This is a genomic window from Streptomyces sp. NPDC056128 (genome assembly GCF_042263835.1).
Taxonomy (GTDB): domain Bacteria; phylum Actinomycetota; class Actinomycetes; order Streptomycetales; family Streptomycetaceae; genus Streptomyces.
This window is the reverse complement of the sequence record NZ_JBHJVQ010000045.1, coordinates 30,908-47,755: the sequence shown is the minus strand read 5'-3', so window position 1 is coordinate 47,755 and position 16,848 is coordinate 30,908. Positions and strand designations below refer to the sequence as shown.

The following is a 16,848-nucleotide window of genomic DNA, read 5'->3' as shown; positions in this document are numbered from 1 at the left end:
GGCGGGCCTCCCGCTGCCCGCGGCCCCCTTTGCCCGGGGGGGGCGTGCGGGGTCTTTCGGCGGCGGCCGGGGGGGGGGGGGGCCCGCCCCGCGCGCCCCCCCCCCACCCCGTGTGACGCGTGGCTCGCACGGATCCGGACACCATGTGATGGCCGCGGGTGACGCCTCCCCGGCGCGAAGCGGCCCGAGAGGGAGTACGCAAAGGTGGTTGCACCTAAAAAGGGAAAGAATGCGAGCGCTCCGAGTAGGCCCGGGCGCTCGCTGGCCCTGATTCTGATCGCCATCGTGGCGCTCACCGGAGGCATGTTCGCCTCCGGACACACGACTCCGCGTCTCGGTATCGACCTGGCCGGCGGCACCAGCATCACACTCCGGGCGGTCCCGGAAGCGGGCCAGGAGTCCGCGATCAACAAGACCAACATGGACACCGCGGTCGAGATCATGAACCGCCGTGTCAATGGTCTGGGTGTCTCCGAGGCCGAGGTCCAGACCCAGGGCGACCGGAACATCATCGTCAACATCCCCAAGGGGACGAACTCCGAGGAAGCCCGGCAGCAGGTCGGCACCACCGCCAAGCTGTACTTCCGTCCGGTCGTCGCCACCGAGCTGTCCGGCGCGAACGCCACGGGCAGCCCGTCGCCGAGCGCCACCGGCAACCCCTCGGACAAGGCGAGCGACAAGGCCACGGACAAGGCCACCGACAAGGGTGACAAGGCGACCGGCACGGACGGTGCGAGCTCCTCGCCGTCCGACTCCGCCTCGGCGAGCGCCACCGGCCAGGGCCGCGCCGCCTCCGACGCCCTGAAGGCCGACCCCAGCCCGTCCGCGAAGACCTCCGACGGCGCCTCCCCGTCCCCGAGCGCCAGCGCCTCCGGCGACGACGCGAACGCCAAGCTCCAGCAGCAGTACGCGGCGCTGGACTGCACCGACGCGGGCGCCCGCGCCAAGGCCGGCGAAGGCTCCAAGCCGGGCGACTCGATGGTGGCCTGCGGCCAGAACGCGCAGGGCCAGTGGCAGAAGTACGTCCTCGGCCCCGCGGCCGTCGACGGCACCGACGTCGACAAGTCCGAAGCCGTCCTCAACACGCAGACCGGCGCCGGCTGGACCGTGACCATGAAGTTCACGGACGGCGGCGGCAAGAAGTTCGCCGACATCACCGGCAAGCTGGCGAAGAACCAGTCCCCGCAGAACCAGTTCGCCATCGTCCTGGACAACGAGGTCGTCTCCGACCCGTACGTCAGCCAGGCGCTCACCGGCGGCAGCGCGGAGATCTCCGGCAACTTCGACCAGGAGGAGGCCCAGGGCCTCGCCAACATGCTGTCCTACGGCGCCCTGCCGCTGACCTTCAAGGAGGACAGCGTCACCACCGTCACCGCCGCGCTCGGCGGTGAGCAGCTCAAGGCGGGTCTGATCGCGGGCGCCATCGGCCTCGCGCTGGTCGTCCTCTACCTGCTGGTCTACTACCGCGGCCTGTCCTTCATCGCCGTCGCCTCGCTGCTGGTCTCCGCGGGTCTGACGTACGTGATCATGTCGCTGCTCGGCCCGACCATCGGCTTCGCGCTGAACCTGCCGGCCGTCTGCGGCGCCATCGTCGCCATCGGCATCACGGCGGACTCGTTCATCGTGTACTTCGAACGCGTCCGCGACGAGATCCGGGAGGGCCGCACGCTGCGTCCCGCCGTCGAGCGGGCCTGGCCGCGCGCCCGGCGCACCATCCTGGTCTCCGACTTCGTGTCGTTCCTCGCCGCCGCGGTGCTCTTCATCGTCACCGTCGGCAAGGTGCAGGGCTTCGCGTTCACGCTGGGTCTGACCACCCTGCTCGACGTGGTGGTGGTGTTCCTCTTCACCAAGCCGCTGCTGACGCTGATGGCCCGCCGCAAGTTCTTCGCGAGCGGTCACAAGTGGTCCGGTCTCGACCCGAAGAGCCTGGGCGCCAAGCCGCCGCTGCGCCGCACCCGCCGTCCGTCCCGTCCCGCCGCCGGCCCCGTCGACCCGAAGGAGGCGTGAGATGGGAAAGCTCGGCAACCTCGGCGCCCGACTGCACCATGGCGAGGTCGGCTACGACTTCGTCAAGAACCGCAAGCTCTGGTACGGCATCTCGATCCTCATCACCATCACGGCCATCGTCGGCCTGGCGGTGCGCGGCCTGCACATGGGCATCGAGTTCCAGGGCGGCGCGGTCTTCACGACCCCGAAGAACATGAGCGCCTCGGTCTCCCAGGCGGAGACCTACGCGGAGGACGCCTCCGGGCACGACGCGATCGTCCAGAAGCTCGGCGACGGCAGCCTCCGTATCCAGATCTCGGGCACCGACACCGAGGCCTCGGACCAGATCAAGAGCCAGCTCTCCAAGGACCTGGACGTCCCCGCCGACCGGATCAACGCCGACCTGGTCGGCCCCAGCTGGGGTGACCAGATCGCCAACAAGGCCTGGCAGGGTCTCGGGATCTTCATGGTCCTGGTGGTGATCTATCTGGCGATCGCGTTCGAGTGGCGCATGGCGCTCGCCGCGTTCGTCGCACTGATCCACGACATCACCATCACGGTCGGGATCTACGCCCTCGTCGGCTTCGAGGTCACACCGGGCACGGTGATCGGTCTGCTGACCATTCTCGGATATTCGCTCTACGACACCGTCGTCGTCTTCGACAGTCTCAAGGAGCAGACGAGAGACATCACCAAACAGACCCGCTGGACGTACGGCGAGATCGCCAACCGCTCGATCAACAGCACCCTGGTCCGCTCCATCAACACCACGGTGGTCGCGCTGCTGCCGGTGGGCGGCCTGCTGTTCATCGGTGGCGGTGTCCTCGGCGCCGGCATGCTCAACGACATCTCGCTGTCGCTGTTCGTCGGTCTCGCCGCGGGTGCCTACTCGTCGATCTTCATCGCCACGCCGCTCGTCGCCGACCTCAAGGAGGCCGAGCCGCAGATGAAGGCCCTCAAGAAGCGCGTCCTGGCCAAGCGCGCCCAGGCCGCGGCCAAGGGCGAGCCGGCGCAGTCCGCGGACGAAGGGGAGTCCTACGCGGACGACGACCCCGACGACGCGGCCGCCGCGGTCGTCGGCCCCCGCAATCAGCCCGCGTCCCGCGGCCGCGGCCGGGGCCGTCCCTCGGGGAAGCGCCGATGACCGGCACGACCGACATCACGGAGCTGCTGCTCAGCCGCATCCGTGACGTGGCCGACTACCCGGAGCCGGGCGTGGTGTTCAAGGACATCACCCCGCTCCTGGCCGACCCCGCGGCCTTCGCCGCGCTGACCGACGCGATCGCCGAGGTCGCCGTGGAGACCGGCGCCACCAAGGTCGTCGGCCTGGAGGCCCGCGGCTTCATCCTGGGCGCCCCGGTGGCCCTGCGGGCGGGCCTCGGCTTCATCCCCGTACGCAAGGCGGGCAAGCTCCCCGGAGCCACCCTCGGCCAGGCGTACGACCTGGAGTACGGCTCCGCCGAGATCGAGGTGCACGCCGAGGACCTGGACGCGGGCGACCGCGTGCTGGTCGTCGATGACGTCCTCGCCACCGGCGGCACCGCCGAGGCGTCCCTGGAGCTGATCCGCCGGGCCGGCGCCCGGGTCGCCGGCCTCGCCGTCCTGATGGAGCTGGGCTTCCTCGGCGGCCGGGCCCGCCTGGAGCCGGCCCTGGCGGGGGCGCCGCTGAAGGCGCTGCTCACCGTCTGACCGCGCACACCGCGCACCTGAGGCGGGCCCGGAGGAATCCGGCGCCCGCCTCAGGCGTTTCCCGAGTTGACGGCCCTCACATTGGCCTGAAGGCGATCCCCCGGGGGCAGGATCGCTACCATGGGATCTCCGGAGCCTGACCGGGGGACCCGGATCGCGCACGAGGAGTCCTCTTGCCAGACGAGGCCCAGCCACTGACCGCCGCAAAGCCCGAGTCCGCCTCGGCGTCCGCGGCGAAGCCCGCGCCCAGCGCGCCCCAGGCGAAGAACGACACGCGTGGGCCGATCAGGCACGCCTCGTCCGGGCCGGTCGACAAGCCCGCCGAGCAGCAGCCGCGCCCCAAGCCGCTGCCGTCCGAGCGCCCGCAGAACGCGCCGGTGGTCCGCGCCCCCGCGGGCCAGCCCGCCCGCTCCGGCTCCTCCAACCGCGTCCGCGCCCGCCTGGCCCGCCTCGGTGTCCAGCGCGCCAACCCGTACAACCCGGTCCTGGAGCCCCTGCTGCGGATAGTGCGCGGCAACGACCCGAAGATCGAGACGGCCACCCTGCGCCAGATCGAGCGCGCCTACCAGGTCGCCGAGCGCTGGCACCGCGGGCAGAAGCGCAAGAGCGGCGACCCGTACATCACGCACCCGCTCGCGGTCACCACCATCCTCGCCGAGCTGGGCATGGACCCGGCCACGCTGATGGCCGGACTGCTGCACGACACCGTCGAGGACACCGAGTACGGCCTGGAGGACCTGCGCCGCGACTTCGGCGACGTGGTCACCCTGCTCGTCGACGGCGTCACCAAGCTGGACAAGGTCAAGTTCGGCGAGGCCGCGCAGGCCGAGACCGTGCGCAAGATGGTCGTCGCCATGGCCAAGGACCCGCGCGTCCTGGTCATCAAGCTCGCCGACCGCCTGCACAACATGCGCACCATGCGCTACCTCAAGCGCGAGAAGCAGGAGAAGAAGGCGCGCGAGACCCTGGAGATCTACGCGCCGCTCGCCCACCGGCTGGGCATGAACACCATCAAGTGGGAGCTGGAGGACCTCGCCTTCGCGATCCTCTACCCCAAGATGTACGACGAGATCGTCCGCCTGGTCGCCGAGCGCGCCCCCAAGCGCGACGAGTACCTCGCCGTCGTCACCGACGAGGTCCAGCAGGACCTGCGCGCGGCCCGCATCAAGGCGACCGTCACCGGCCGCCCCAAGCACTACTACAGCGTCTACCAGAAGATGATCGTCCGCGGCCGTGACTTCGCGGAGATCTACGACCTGGTGGGCATCCGCGTCCTCGTGGACACCGTCCGCGACTGCTACGCGGCGCTGGGCACGGTCCACGCCCGCTGGAACCCGGTTCCGGGGCGGTTCAAGGACTACATCGCGATGCCCAAGTTCAACATGTACCAGTCGCTGCACACGACGGTCATCGGACCCGGCGGCAAGCCCGTCGAGCTGCAGATCCGCACCTTCGACATGCACCGCCGCGCGGAGTACGGCATCGCCGCGCACTGGAAGTACAAGCAGGAGGCCGTCGCTGGCGCCTCCAAGGTGCGCACCGACGCGCCCAAGTCGTCCGGCAAGGGCAAGGACGACCACCTCAACGACATGGCGTGGCTGCGCCAGCTCCTCGACTGGCAGAAGGAGACCGAGGACCCCGGCGAGTTCCTGGAGTCCCTGCGCTTCGACCTCTCCCGCAACGAGGTCTTCGTCTTCACCCCCAAGGGCGACGTCATAGCGCTCCCGGCGAGCGCCACCCCCGTCGACTTCGCCTACGCCGTCCACACCGAGGTCGGCCACCGCACCATAGGAGCACGGGTCAACGGCCGGCTCGTCCCGCTGGAGTCCACCCTGGACAACGGCGACCTGGTGGAGGTCTTCACCTCCAAGGCGGCCGGCGCGGGCCCCTCCCGGGACTGGCTCGGCTTCGTGAAGTCGCCGCGCGCCCGCAACAAGATCCGCGCCTGGTTCTCCAAGGAGCGCCGCGACGAGGCGATCGAGCAGGGCAAGGACGCCATCGTCCGCGCCATGCGCAAGCAGAACCTGCCGATCCAGCGCATCCTGACCGGCGACTCCCTGGTCACGCTCGCCCACGAGATGCGCTACTCGGACATCTCCGCGCTGTACGCGGCGATCGGCGAGGGCCATGTCTCCGCGCAGAACATCGTGCAGAAACTCGTCCAGGCGCTCGGGGGCGAGGAGGCCGCGACCGAGGAGATCGACGAGTCGATCCCGCCGGCCCGCGGTCGCGGCCGCAAACGCCGGACCAGCGCCGACCCGGGCGTCGTCGTCAAGGGCGTCGAGGACGTGTGGGTCAAGCTGGCCAGGTGCTGTACGCCCGTACCCGGCGACCCGATCATCGGCTTCGTCACCCGGGGCAGCGGCGTCTCGGTTCACCGCAGCGACTGTGTGAACGTGGACTCGCTCTCCCGCGAGCCCGAGCGCATCCTCGAGGTCGAGTGGGCGCCCACCCAGTCCTCCGTCTTCCTGGTCGCCATCCAGGTCGAGGCCCTGGACCGCTCCCGGCTGCTGTCGGACGTCACACGCGTGCTGTCCGACCAGCACGTCAACATCCTCTCCGCGGCCGTCCAGACCTCCCGCGACCGGGTGGCCACCTCCCGCTTCACCTTCGAGATGGGCGACCCGAAGCACCTCGGGCACGTCCTGAAGGCCGTACGCGGCGTGGAGGGCGTCTACGACGTCTACAGGGTGACGTCGGCGCGCAGGCCGTCCTAGCGGCCCGCACAGGCCCGTAAGACCGGTCATACGAGAGGGGCTCCCGTACGGTGCGTACGGGAGCCCCTCTCGTCTGCGCGGGTGTCAGCCGCCGAACTCGTGCAGGCCCTTCAGCGCCTGGTCCAGCAGCGCCTGCCGGCCCTCCAGCTCACGCTCCAGCTTGTCGGCCTTGGCGTTGTTGCCCTGGGCACGCGCCTGGTCGATCTGGGAGCGCAGCTTGTCGACGGCGGCCTGAAGCTGTCCGGTCAGCCCCTCGGCACGCGCGCGTGCCTCCGGGTTGGTCCGGCGCCACTCGGTCTCCTCGGCGTCCTGGAGCGCCCGCTCGACCGCGTGCATCCGCCCCTCGACCTTCGGGCGGGCGTCGCGCGGGACGTGGCCGATGGCCTCCCAGCGCTCGTTGACCGAGCGGAACGCGGCCCGGGCCGACTTCAGGTCCTTGACCGGGACGAGCTTCTCGGCCTCCTCGACCAGCTCCTCCTTGAGCTTCAGGTTCTCCGCCTGCTCGGCGTCCCGCTCGGCGAAGACCGAGCCGCGGGCGGCGAAGAACACGTCCTGGGCGCCGCGGAAGCGGTTCCACAGGTCGTCCTCGTGCTCGCGCTGCGCACGGCCGGCGGCCTTCCACTCGGACATGAGGTCGCGGTAGCGCGCGGCCGTCGGCCCCCAGTCCGTGGAGTTCGACAGCGCCTCGGCCTCGGAGACCAGCCGCTCCTTGGTCTGCCGGGCCTCCTCGCGCTGCGCGTCGAGCTGGGCGAAGTGCTGCTTGCGGCGCTTGGAGAACGCCGAGCGCGCGTGCGAGAAGCGGTGCCACAGCTCGTCGTCGGACTTGCGGTCCAGGCGCGGCAGGCCCTTCCAGGTGTCCACCAGGGCGCGAAGCCGTTCACCGGCCACCCGCCACTGGTCGGAGCGCGCCAGCTCCTCCGCCTCGGCGACCAGCGCCTCCTTGGCGCCCCGCGCCTCGTCGGACTGCTTCGCCCGCTGGGCCTTGCGCTCCTCGCGCCGCGTCTCCACGAGGCCGACGAGCTTGTCCAGCCGGGCCCGCAGCGCGTCCAGGTCGCCGACCGCGTGGTGCGCGTCCACCTGCTCGCGCAGGTGGTCGACGGCGGTCTGGGCGTCCTTCGCCGACAGGTCGGTGGTCTTCACCCGCTTTTCGAGGAGGCCGATCTCGACAACCAGGCCTTCGTACTTGCGTTCGAAATAGGCCAGCGCTTCCTCGGGGGAGCCCGCCTGCCAGGATCCGACGACCTGCTCGCCGTCGGCCGTACGCACGTACACGGTGCCCGTCTCGTCGACGCGGCCCCACGGGTCGCTGCTCACAGCGCCTCCTCCACATGATGCCGACGGAGGGATTCGCTTCCCCCGGGCATCGTCCACAGTTTCGTCACGGCCAAGATAGGCGACCGGCGGGCGGCCTGTCCGCATCCCGCGCGACCGAACTTTCGCTGATGAGGGTCAGGATTTCGAGACGGTGGCCTTGTCGATCACGACCGTCGCGTTGGGTGCCCCGTCACCCGCGCCGGTGCTCTCGCCGGCGGCCGCGATCTTCTTGAGTACGGTCATGCCGTCCTCGGAGATGGTGCCGAACGGCGTGTAGCTGGGCGGCAGCGGACTGTCCTGGTACACGAGGAAGAACTGGCTGCCGCCGGAGTCCGGCTGGCCGGTGTTGGCCATGGCGATCGTGCCCGCCGGGTACGTGTTCTTCTTCAGGCTCTTGTCCTTGAGGTTCTCGTCCGGGATGTTGTAGCCCGGACCGCCGTTGCCCTGGCCCGTCGGGTCACCGCACTGCAGCACGTAGATCCCGTTGGTGGTGAGCCGGTGGCACGGCGTGTGGTCGAAGAACCCCTTGCCCGCCAGGAAGTTGAACGAGTTGACGGTGTGCGGCGCCGCCGACGCCTTCAGGGCGATGTCTATGTCGCCGCAGGTCGTCGCCAGCTTCATCGAGTACTTCGCCGACTTGTCGATGGTCATCGCAGGTTCCTTCTTCCAGGTCTGCGTCTTGACCTTGCCCTCGGCGGGCTTGTCGCACGGGTCTTCGGCCTTCTTGCTCGCCGAAGGGCTCGGCGTGACCTCCGCGTTGGCGTTCGTCTTGTCGTCGTCGTCCTTGAGGACCACTCCGGTCGTGTACAGCGCGACGCTGCCGATCAGAATCACGCCGAGCACCGACGCGATCGCCGCGTTGCGGGTGCGCGCCTTGCGTCGCGCGGAGGTACGTCGCTGCTGCTGCCGCAAGAACTTCTCCCGGGCGAGCTGACGCCGCCGCTGCTCCTGGCTGACCACCGGTTTCTCTCCTCATGCGTCTTCGTGTGCCGACCGGTACGCGTGGGTGCGATGAGCCGACCGTGGGCGTGTAGCCCCGTACCGTATATGGGTTCGCTGAGGAAACGGCACCGCCGGTAGGCTCTGACCATGGGCGCGGCCCTGTCGCAAGCCCACCCGTACCAACACAAACGAAGGACGATCGTGCTCATTGCCGGGTTCCCCGCCGGGGCCTGGGGGACGAACTGTTATCTCGTCGCCCCCGCCGCCGGTGAGGAGTGCGTGATCATCGACCCGGGCCATCAGGCGGCCCCCGGAGTCGAGGAAGCGATCAGGAAGCATCGGCTCAAGCCCGTCGCCGTCGTCCTCACCCACGGCCACATCGACCACGTCGCCTCGGTCATCCCGGTGTGCGGCGCGCACGACGTGCCCGCCTGGATCCACCCCGAGGACCGGTACATGATGAGCGACCCCGAGAAGGGCATCGGCCGCACCATCGGCATGCCGCTCATGGGCGAGCTGACGGTCGGGGAGCCGGACGACGTCAAGGAGCTGACCGACGGCGCGAAGCTGGACTTGGCGGGCCTGGAGCTGACCGTCGCGCACGCGCCGGGCCATACGAAGGGGTCGGTGACCTTCGGCCTGCCCGAGTCGGCGGACATCCCGCCGGTCATGTTCTCGGGAGACCTGCTGTTCGCCGGCTCCATCGGACGCACCGACTTCCCCGGTGGCTCCATGGACGACATGCTCGAGTCCCTGGCCCGCGTGGTCCTGCCGCTCGACGACGCCACCGTGGTACTGCCCGGTCACAACGACTACACGACCATCGGCCAGGAGCGCGCCACCAACCCGTATCTGCGGCAGGTGGCGGCCGGCCAGGGCGCCTTCGACGCGCCCCGACGAGGAATGTGACGAGTAACCACCCGTGAGCACCTTCAAGGCCCCCAGGGGCACGTACGACCTGCTGCCCCCCGACTCCGCCAAGTTCCTGGCGGTCCGCGAGGCGATCGCCGCCCCGCTGCGCAACTCCGGCTACGGCTACATCGAGACGCCCGGCTTCGAGAACGTCGAGCTGTTCGCGCGCGGCGTCGGTGAGTCCACCGACATCGTGACCAAGGAGATGTACGTCTTCGAGACCAAGGGCGGCGACCGGCTCGCCCTGCGCCCGGAGACGACCGCGCCCGTGCTGCGCGCCGTACTGGAGGCCAACCTGCACAAGGCGGGCCTGCCCGTCAAGGTCTGGTACTCGGGCTCGCAGTACCGCTACGAGCGCCCCCAGAAGGGCCGTTACCGCCACTTCTCCCAGGTCGGCGCCGAGGCGATCGGCGCCGAGGACCCGGCGCTGGACGCCGAGCTGATCATCCTGGCCGACCAGTCGTACCGCGCGCTGGGCCTGCGGAACTTCCGCATCCTGCTCAACAGCCTGGGCGACCAGGAGTGCCGCCCCGTCTACCGGGCCGCGCTCCAGGACTTCCTGCGCGGCCTCGACCTGGACGAGGACACGCTGCGCCGGGCCGAGATCAATCCGCTGCGCGTGCTGGACGACAAGCGCCCGGACGTCCAGAAGCAGCTCACCGACGCCCCGCTGCTGCGCGACTACCTGTGCGACGCCTGCAAGGCGTACCACGAGGAGGTGCGCGAGCTGATCACGGCGGCGGGCGTGGTCTTCGAGGACGACCCGAGGCTGGTGCGCGGCCTGGACTACTACACGCGTACGACGTTCGAGTTCGTCCACGACGGCCTCGGCTCCCAGTCCGCGGTGGGCGGCGGCGGACGGTACGACGGACTCTCCGAGATGATCGGTGGCCCGTCCCTGCCGTCCGTGGGCTGGGCCCTCGGCGTCGACCGCACCGTCCTCGCCCTGGAGGCGGAGGGCATCGAACTGGACATCCCGTCCGCCACCTCCGTCTACGCGGTCCCGCTCGGCGAGGAGGCCCGCCGGATCCTCTTCGCCAAGGTCACCGAGTTGCGCAAGAACGGCGTCGCCGCCGACTTCTCCTACGGCGCCAAGGGCCTCAAGTCCGCGATGAAGGGGGCCAACCGCTCGGGCGCCCGCTACGCCCTGATCCTGGGCGAGCGCGACCTGGCCGACGGCGTCGTCCAGCTCAAGGACATGGAGTCCGGCGAGCAGACCGCGATCGGCGTCAACGAGATCGTGGCCGAGCTGGAGTCCAGGCTCGGCTAGCGCGCCGGTACGTCCGGGTCCCCTTCCAGGGGCGCGCGTGTGTTCGTCCGCGCGTGCCCCCGGGGAACGGGTGTTGGCCGGAACGGGCCGCTTCGGGGTGATCGCCGGACCGTTCATATGTTCATCGAACGGTGGCCATACAGGGTGGTGCGGCACAATGGCCCTGCCCGAAGCAGGTCCGACTCACCAGTGACGGAATCGGCGTGATGAGCAAGACGACAGTGAAGGACGTCTCCACCGTGGCGGAGGAGCCCGCGCCGGAACCCGCATCCGGAACACCGCGCACCGAGGGCGGCAGCCGCGCCTTCGCGCTGCTGCTGGTGATCACCGGCGCGGCCGGAGTGCTCGCCGCGTGGGTCATCACGCTCGACAAGTTCAAGCTGCTCGAGGCCAAGGTCGCCGGTACGACGTTCACCCCCGGGTGCAGCCTCAACCCCGTCGTCTCCTGCGGCAGCGTCATGGAGAGCGACCAGGCGGCCGTCTTCGGCTTCCCCAACCCGATGCTGGGCCTGGTGACCTACGGCATCGTCGTCGCCGTCGGCATGAGCCTGCTCGCCCGGGCCCGCTTCCCGCGCTGGTACTGGCTCACCTTCAACGCCGGCACGCTCTTCGGTGTGGGCTTCTGCACCTGGCTGCAGTTCCAGTCCCTGTACCGGATCAACGCGCTGTGCCTGTGGTGCTGCCTCGCCTGGGTCGCCACGATCGTGATGTTCTGGTACGTGACGTCCTTCAACGTCCGCAAGGGCTTCCTGCCCGCGCCGACCTGGCTGCGCGGCTTCTTCGGCGAGTTCACCTGGGTCCTCCCCGTGCTGCACGTCGGCATCATCGGCATGATGATCCTGACGCGCTGGTGGGACTTCTGGACCAGCTGACCGGCCCCGCCGCGTTGTCAGTGCCGTGATTTAGGGTTCAGAGCGTGGAGCCCGACCTGTTCACCGCCGCAGCAGAAGAACGCCAGGAGAAGGACCCGACCGGCAGCCCCCTCGCCGTGCGGATGCGTCCGCGCACCCTCGACGAGGTCGTCGGCCAGCAGCACCTGCTCAAGCCCGGATCCCCACTGCGCCGCCTGGTCGGCGAGGGCGGCTCCGGCCCCGCCGGTCCCTCCTCCGTCATCCTCTGGGGCCCGCCGGGCACCGGCAAGACCACCCTGGCGTACGTCGTCTCCAAGGCCACCAACAAGCGATTCGTGGAGCTGTCCGCGATCACCGCGGGCGTCAAGGAGGTCCGCGCGGTCATCGACGGCGCCCGCCGCGCGGTCGGCGGGTACGGCAAGGAGACCGTCCTCTTCCTCGACGAGATCCACCGCTTCAGCAAGGCCCAGCAGGATTCCCTGCTCCCCGCCGTCGAGAACCGCTGGGTCACCCTGATCGCCGCCACCACCGAGAATCCGTACTTCTCGGTGATCTCCCCGCTGCTCTCCCGCTCCCTGCTGCTCACCCTCGAACCCCTCACCGACGACGACGTCCGGGGCCTGATCCGCCGCGCCCTGACCGACGAGCGCGGCCTCAAGGAGGCGGTGGGGCTTCCCGAGGACACCGAGGAGCACCTCCTGCGGATCGCGGGCGGCGACGCCCGCCGTGCCCTGACCGCCCTGGAGGCCGCGGCCGGGGCCGCGCTGGACAAGGGCGAGTCCGAGGTCTCCCTGACCACCCTGGAGGAGACGGTCGACCGGGCCGCGGTGAAGTACGACCGCGACGGCGACCAGCACTACGACGTCGCCAGCGCCCTGATCAAGTCCATCCGCGGCTCCGACGTGGACGCCGCGCTGCACTACCTGGCCCGGATGATCGAGGCCGGCGAGGACCCCCGGTTCATCGCCCGGCGCCTGATGATCTCCGCCAGCGAGGACATCGGCCTGGCCGACCCGAACGCGCTGCCGGTCGCCGTCGCCGCCGCCCAGGCCGTCGCCATGATCGGCTTCCCCGAGGCCGCCCTCACCCTGAGCCACGCCACCATCGCCCTGGCCCTCGCCCCCAAGTCCAACGCCGCGACCACCGCCATCGGCGCCGCCCTGGACGACGTACGCAAGGGGCACGCCGGACCGGTCCCCGCGCACCTGCGGGACAGCCACTACAAGGGCGCGGGCAAGCTCGGCCACGGGCAGGGGTACGTGTATCCGCACGACCTGCCGGAGGGCATCGCCGCCCAGCAGTACGCACCGGACGAGCTGAAGGACCGGACGTACTACGAGCCCACCCGGCACGGCGCAGAGGCCCGGTACGCGGACGCGGTGGAGTGGACCCGCGGGCACCTCGGTCGCAAGCGGTCCTGAGCAGCCTGTAGAATTGCTCGAAGTGCCGAGTCCCGTGCCGTCAGAACGGGACAACCGGCCGGAACCCCCAGCGGGTTCCAGGAGCGTCGCGCACCGTCGATGGTGTCGCGGGCAGCCCACCACCACCCGGAGCTCCGGGAGCGGTCGGTGGGCCACTCGCGTGCTGCACGTATGTGCCCAGACCAGGGGAGCGGCTGCCCGGCAGGTCCCGCGAGGGACCGGACGGGTTTCCCCGGCTGCGGATTGCGACCTCCCTCAACCCTGACAAGCCGGAAACCAGGAAAGAGACACAGACAGTGGCGAACCAGCCCCGCCCCAAGGTCAAGAAGTCGCGTGCCCTCGGCATCGCGCTGACCCCGAAGGCCGTCAAGTACTTCGAGGCCCGCCCCTACCCGCCGGGTGAGCACGGCCGCGGCCGCAAGCAGAACTCGGACTACAAGGTCCGTCTGCTGGAGAAGCAGCGTCTGCGCGCGCAGTACGACCTCAGCGAGCGCCAGCTCGTCCGCGCCTACGAGCGTGCCTCCAAGACCAACATGAAGACCGGCGAGGCCCTGGTCATCGAGCTGGAGCGTCGTCTCGACGCGCTGGTCCTGCGTTCGGGCATCGCCCGCACGATCTACCAGGCCCGCCAGATGGTCGTCCACGGCCACATCCAGGTCAACGGCCAGAAGGTCGACAAGCCGTCCTTCCGCGTCCGCCCGGACGACGTCGTGCAGGTGCGCGACCGCTCCAAGGAGAAGACGCTCTTCACCATCGCCCGCGAGGGTGGCTTCGCCCCCGACGGCGAGACCCCGCGCTACCTCCAGGTGAACCTCAAGGCCCTGGCGTTCCGCCTGGACCGCGAGCCGAACCGCAAGGAGATCCCGGTGATCTGCGACGAGCAGCTCGTCGTCGAGTACTACGCCCGCTGATCCCAGCCCCGGCGCCCGTACCACCAGCGGTACCTCAGCCCGCCGTCTCCCCACCCCTGCGGGTGGGCGGGGCGGCGGGCTTCGCCGTCCGCGCGCCCGGCGCGGACCGCGGCCCGGTCCCGCGCGGCGCCGGCAGCGAGGCGGGCACCCCGGGGCGGCGCAGCGCCCGCGACACCGCCTCCGGGCGGCCGAGCCGCGCCCCGTGCCCCACGCACTCCTCGTACCGCTCGTCACCCAACTGCTCCCGGGCGGCCGCCTCGCACAGCTCGTGCGGCGCGTTGTAGTGCGCCGAGCCGAACAACGGCAGCCCCACCGACGGCCACATCCGGCCCGCGGCGCCCTGGAGCACCGCGGCCTCCGCCGGGTCGCCCTCCGCCACCGTGACCAGCGCCAGCAGCTCCACCGCCAGCACCGAGCCCAGCTGGTCCCGGAAACCATGGGCGCCGTTCAGGCAGTCCGCCAGCAGCTCGCGGGCGCGCACCGGGTCGCCCTCGCTCCAGGCCGCGTACGCCAGCACGTACAGGGCGTAGCCCCGGGCCCAGCGCTCGCCGTGGTCCTCGCACACCCGGCGCACGTCCTCGCACAGGCGCACCGCGTCCGGCAGATCGCCCTGGAACGCCCGGGTCATCGCCAGCTCCACCTGGCCCATCAGGACGTTGCTGTTGAGTTCGCCGATCTCCTGGTAGCGCTCCAGCGCCGAGCGCAGCAGCCGTTCCGCGCGCGGCATGTCGTCCGTCACCAGCGCCAGACAGCCGGTGCGGTGCTCCGCGTACGCCACCGCCGTGGGGTTCGCCGACCGCTCGGCCTCCTCGCGGCACTCCTGGAGCGCCGCCAGCGCGGGCACCGTGTCGCCCTGGAGGATCGCCACGTAGGCGAGCACCCACAGCGCCTTCAGCCGGGACTGCTCGCCCGCCGTGGGCTCCGCGTCCAGCCGCACCGCCTGCTCCAGCCAGCGCCGGCCCTCCGACAGCCGCCCGCAGCCCACCCAGTGGAACCACAGGGCACCGGCCAGATACTGGCCCAGGTGCGCCGCGTCCGGCTCGGTCAGACAGTTCTCCAGGGCGCTGCGCAGATTCGGCAGCTCCGCGTCCACCCGCGCGGCGACCTCGCCCTGGCGCGGCGAGAACCACTCCAGCTCGCACCAGGTCGCCAGGCCCACGTACCAGTCCCGGTGCCGCCGCCGCAGCCGGGCCGCGTCGCCCATCGCCTCCAGCCAGCCGGCGCCGTACGCCCGGACCGTGTCGAGCATCCGGTAGCGCACCCCCGCCGGGGTCTCCTCGCGGGCCAGCACGGACTGCGCGAGCAGCGCCGAGAGCACGTCGAGGACGTCCCCGGCGGGCAGCCCGTCGCCGCTGCACACGTACTCGGCGGCCTCCAGGTCGAACGGCCCGGTGAACACCGACAGCCGCGCCCACAGCAGGCGCTCCTGAGGCGTGCACAGCTCATGGCTCCAGCCGATCGCCGTGCGCAGTGTCCGGTGCCGGGGGAGCGCGGTGCGGTCGCCGCCGGTCAGCAGCCGGAAGCGGTCGTCCAGCCGTTGCAGCACCTGCCCCGGCGACAGCGCGCCGAGCCGCCCCGCCGCCAGCTCGATCGCCAGCGGGATCCCGTCCAGGCGCCGGCACAGCTCGCGCATCTCGCCCCGGTCCCGGCCGTCACCGCCCTCCGGCCGGCGCGGCAGGTTCCGCTGCCTGGCCCGGACCGTCAGCAGTTCCACCGCCTCCTCGGGGCCCAGCGGCGCCAGCGGAACCAGCAGTTCCCCGGCCACGCCCAGCGGCCGGCGCCCCACCGCCAGCACCCGCAGCCCCGGGGCGCGGCCCAGCAGGTCGGACACCAGCGAGGCACAGGCGTCGACCAAGTGCTCGACCCCGTCCAGGAGCAGCAGCAGGTCCCGCTCGACGAGGTGCGTGAACAGGGTCTCGCGCGGCAGCCGGGTCGTGTGGTCGGTCAGGCCCAGCGCCTCCACGACCGCGTAGTCGACGAACTCCGCGTCCCGCACCGGTGCCAGCTGCACCCGCCACACCCCGTCCCGGGGTGCGCGCCGAGCACCCGCCCGCGCGGCGAGCCGTGACTTGCCGACGCCGCCGGCGCCGGTGACGGTCACCAGCCGCCCGGCGTCCAGCGCCCGGGCCAGCTGCGCGAGTTCCGTCCCTCTTCCCACGAAACTGTCGAGTTCCAGCGGGAGGTTGCCGTGCGGGACGCCGTCGCGCCGATGGTCTCGCATAAGACACGGAGCGTACTGAACCGTATTCACTCCGTACAATCGCTTCACGCAACTCGACCGGATCGCGCCGCGCGCGGACCAATCCGGTACGGAGCGCCGCGCGCGGCGCGATAGGCTCGGTGCACGACTTTCCCGATGTTCAGGCACGTCTTTCAGGGAGCGGGTGCACACAGTGTCCGGTGGCGAGGTGGCCGGGATCCTGGTGGCGGTCTTCTGGGCGATCCTGGTCTCCTTCCTCGCCGTCGCGCTGGCGAGGCTGGCCCAGACGCTCAGGGCGACCACCAAGCTGGTGGCGGACGTGACCGACCAGGCCGTCCCGCTGCTGTCCGACGCCTCGTCGGCGGTGCGCTCCGCGCAGACCCAGATCGACCGGGTCGACGCGATCGCCTCCGACGTCCAGGAGGTCACGTCGAACGCCTCCGCGCTGTCCACCACCGTGGCCTCCACCTTCGGCGGCCCGCTGGTCAAGGTCGCGGCGTTCGGATACGGCGTGCGCCGGGCACTCGGCGGTCGCAAGGACGACCTGCCCGCCGGGCCGGCCAGGGAACGGCGCACCGTGATCGTGGGCCGTACGATTCCGGCCGCGCGGCGGACGAAGCGGAAGAAGGACTGAT

13 protein-coding genes are annotated in these 16,848 nt (G+C 70.9%); 10 read left to right on the top strand and 3 right to left on the bottom strand.

Going from position 1 to position 16,848, the window contains the following annotated elements:
* The first annotated feature begins 204 nt into the window (after window positions 1–204).
* The 4 genes from secD to relA all read left to right on the top strand — a co-directional run bounded on the left by secD (window position 205) and on the right by relA (window position 6,392).
* Window positions 205–2,007, top strand: a complete 1,803-nt coding sequence (secD, locus tag ACFC1X_RS38685; RefSeq protein ID WP_376363754.1) for a protein translocase subunit SecD — start codon at window positions 205–207, stop codon at window positions 2,005–2,007.
* 1 nt (window position 2,008) lies between these two features.
* Window positions 2,009–3,130, top strand: a complete 1,122-nt coding sequence (gene secF, locus ACFC1X_RS38680) for a protein translocase subunit SecF (protein WP_376363751.1) — start codon at window positions 2,009–2,011, stop codon at window positions 3,128–3,130.
* The gene (locus tag ACFC1X_RS38675) at window positions 3,127–3,675 is read left to right on the top strand and encodes an adenine phosphoribosyltransferase (RefSeq protein ID WP_376363748.1); all 549 of its coding nucleotides are present in this window, start codon (window positions 3,127–3,129) and stop codon (window positions 3,673–3,675) included. The genes secF and ACFC1X_RS38675 overlap by 4 nt, the downstream gene beginning before the upstream one ends.
* A 173-nt stretch (window positions 3,676–3,848) precedes the next feature.
* Window positions 3,849–6,392: a GTP pyrophosphokinase gene (gene relA, locus ACFC1X_RS38670; RefSeq protein ID WP_376363745.1), complete on the top strand. Its 2,544-nt coding sequence runs from the start codon at window positions 3,849–3,851 to the stop codon at window positions 6,390–6,392.
* An 84-nt stretch (window positions 6,393–6,476) separates the two neighbouring features.
* On the opposite strand, the gene ACFC1X_RS38665 is transcribed toward relA, so the two are convergent.
* On the bottom strand, window positions 6,477–7,706 hold the full coding sequence (locus ACFC1X_RS38665) for a DUF349 domain-containing protein (protein ID WP_125490928.1): 1,230 nt from the start codon (window positions 7,704–7,706) through the stop codon (window positions 6,477–6,479).
* Between the two features lie 135 nt (window positions 7,707–7,841).
* Window positions 7,842–8,666, bottom strand: coding sequence for a peptidylprolyl isomerase (locus tag ACFC1X_RS38660; RefSeq protein ID WP_376363741.1), 825 nt, complete (start codon window positions 8,664–8,666; stop codon window positions 7,842–7,844).
* A gap of 183 nt (window positions 8,667–8,849) precedes the next feature.
* Here ACFC1X_RS38660 and ACFC1X_RS38655 point away from each other — a divergent pair, with 183 nt between their 5' ends.
* From ACFC1X_RS38655 to rpsD, 5 genes are all read left to right on the top strand, one after another.
* Complete coding sequence (locus tag ACFC1X_RS38655; protein WP_376363738.1) at window positions 8,850–9,557, top strand: MBL fold metallo-hydrolase; 708 nt, start codon at window positions 8,850–8,852, stop codon at window positions 9,555–9,557.
* A 13-nt stretch (window positions 9,558–9,570) separates the two neighbouring features.
* Complete coding sequence (gene hisS / locus ACFC1X_RS38650; RefSeq protein WP_376363735.1) at window positions 9,571–10,830, top strand: histidine--tRNA ligase; 1,260 nt, start codon at window positions 9,571–9,573, stop codon at window positions 10,828–10,830.
* A gap of 206 nt (window positions 10,831–11,036) precedes the next feature.
* Window positions 11,037–11,702: a vitamin K epoxide reductase family protein gene (locus ACFC1X_RS38645; RefSeq protein WP_376363732.1), complete on the top strand. Its 666-nt coding sequence runs from the start codon at window positions 11,037–11,039 to the stop codon at window positions 11,700–11,702.
* A 44-nt stretch (window positions 11,703–11,746) separates the two neighbouring features.
* Window positions 11,747–13,102, top strand: coding sequence for a replication-associated recombination protein A (locus tag ACFC1X_RS38640; protein ID WP_329469966.1), 1,356 nt, complete (start codon window positions 11,747–11,749; stop codon window positions 13,100–13,102).
* 296 nt (window positions 13,103–13,398) lie between these two features.
* On the top strand, window positions 13,399–14,013 hold the full coding sequence (rpsD, locus tag ACFC1X_RS38635; RefSeq protein ID WP_031035730.1) for a 30S ribosomal protein S4: 615 nt from the start codon (window positions 13,399–13,401) through the stop codon (window positions 14,011–14,013).
* Between the two features lie 34 nt (window positions 14,014–14,047).
* Here the strand turns inward: rpsD and ACFC1X_RS38630 are convergent, their stop codons facing one another.
* On the bottom strand, window positions 14,048–16,234 hold the full coding sequence (locus tag ACFC1X_RS38630) for a regulator (protein ID WP_376363728.1): 2,187 nt from the start codon (window positions 16,232–16,234) through the stop codon (window positions 14,048–14,050).
* 163 nt (window positions 16,235–16,397) lie between these two features.
* Here ACFC1X_RS38630 and ACFC1X_RS38625 point away from each other — a divergent pair, with 163 nt between their 5' ends.
* A complete protein-coding gene (locus tag ACFC1X_RS38625) occupies window positions 16,398–16,847 on the top strand; it encodes a DUF948 domain-containing protein (protein WP_125490934.1) in 450 nt (149 codons plus the stop codon).
* The last annotated feature ends 1 nt before the right edge of the window (window position 16,848 follow it).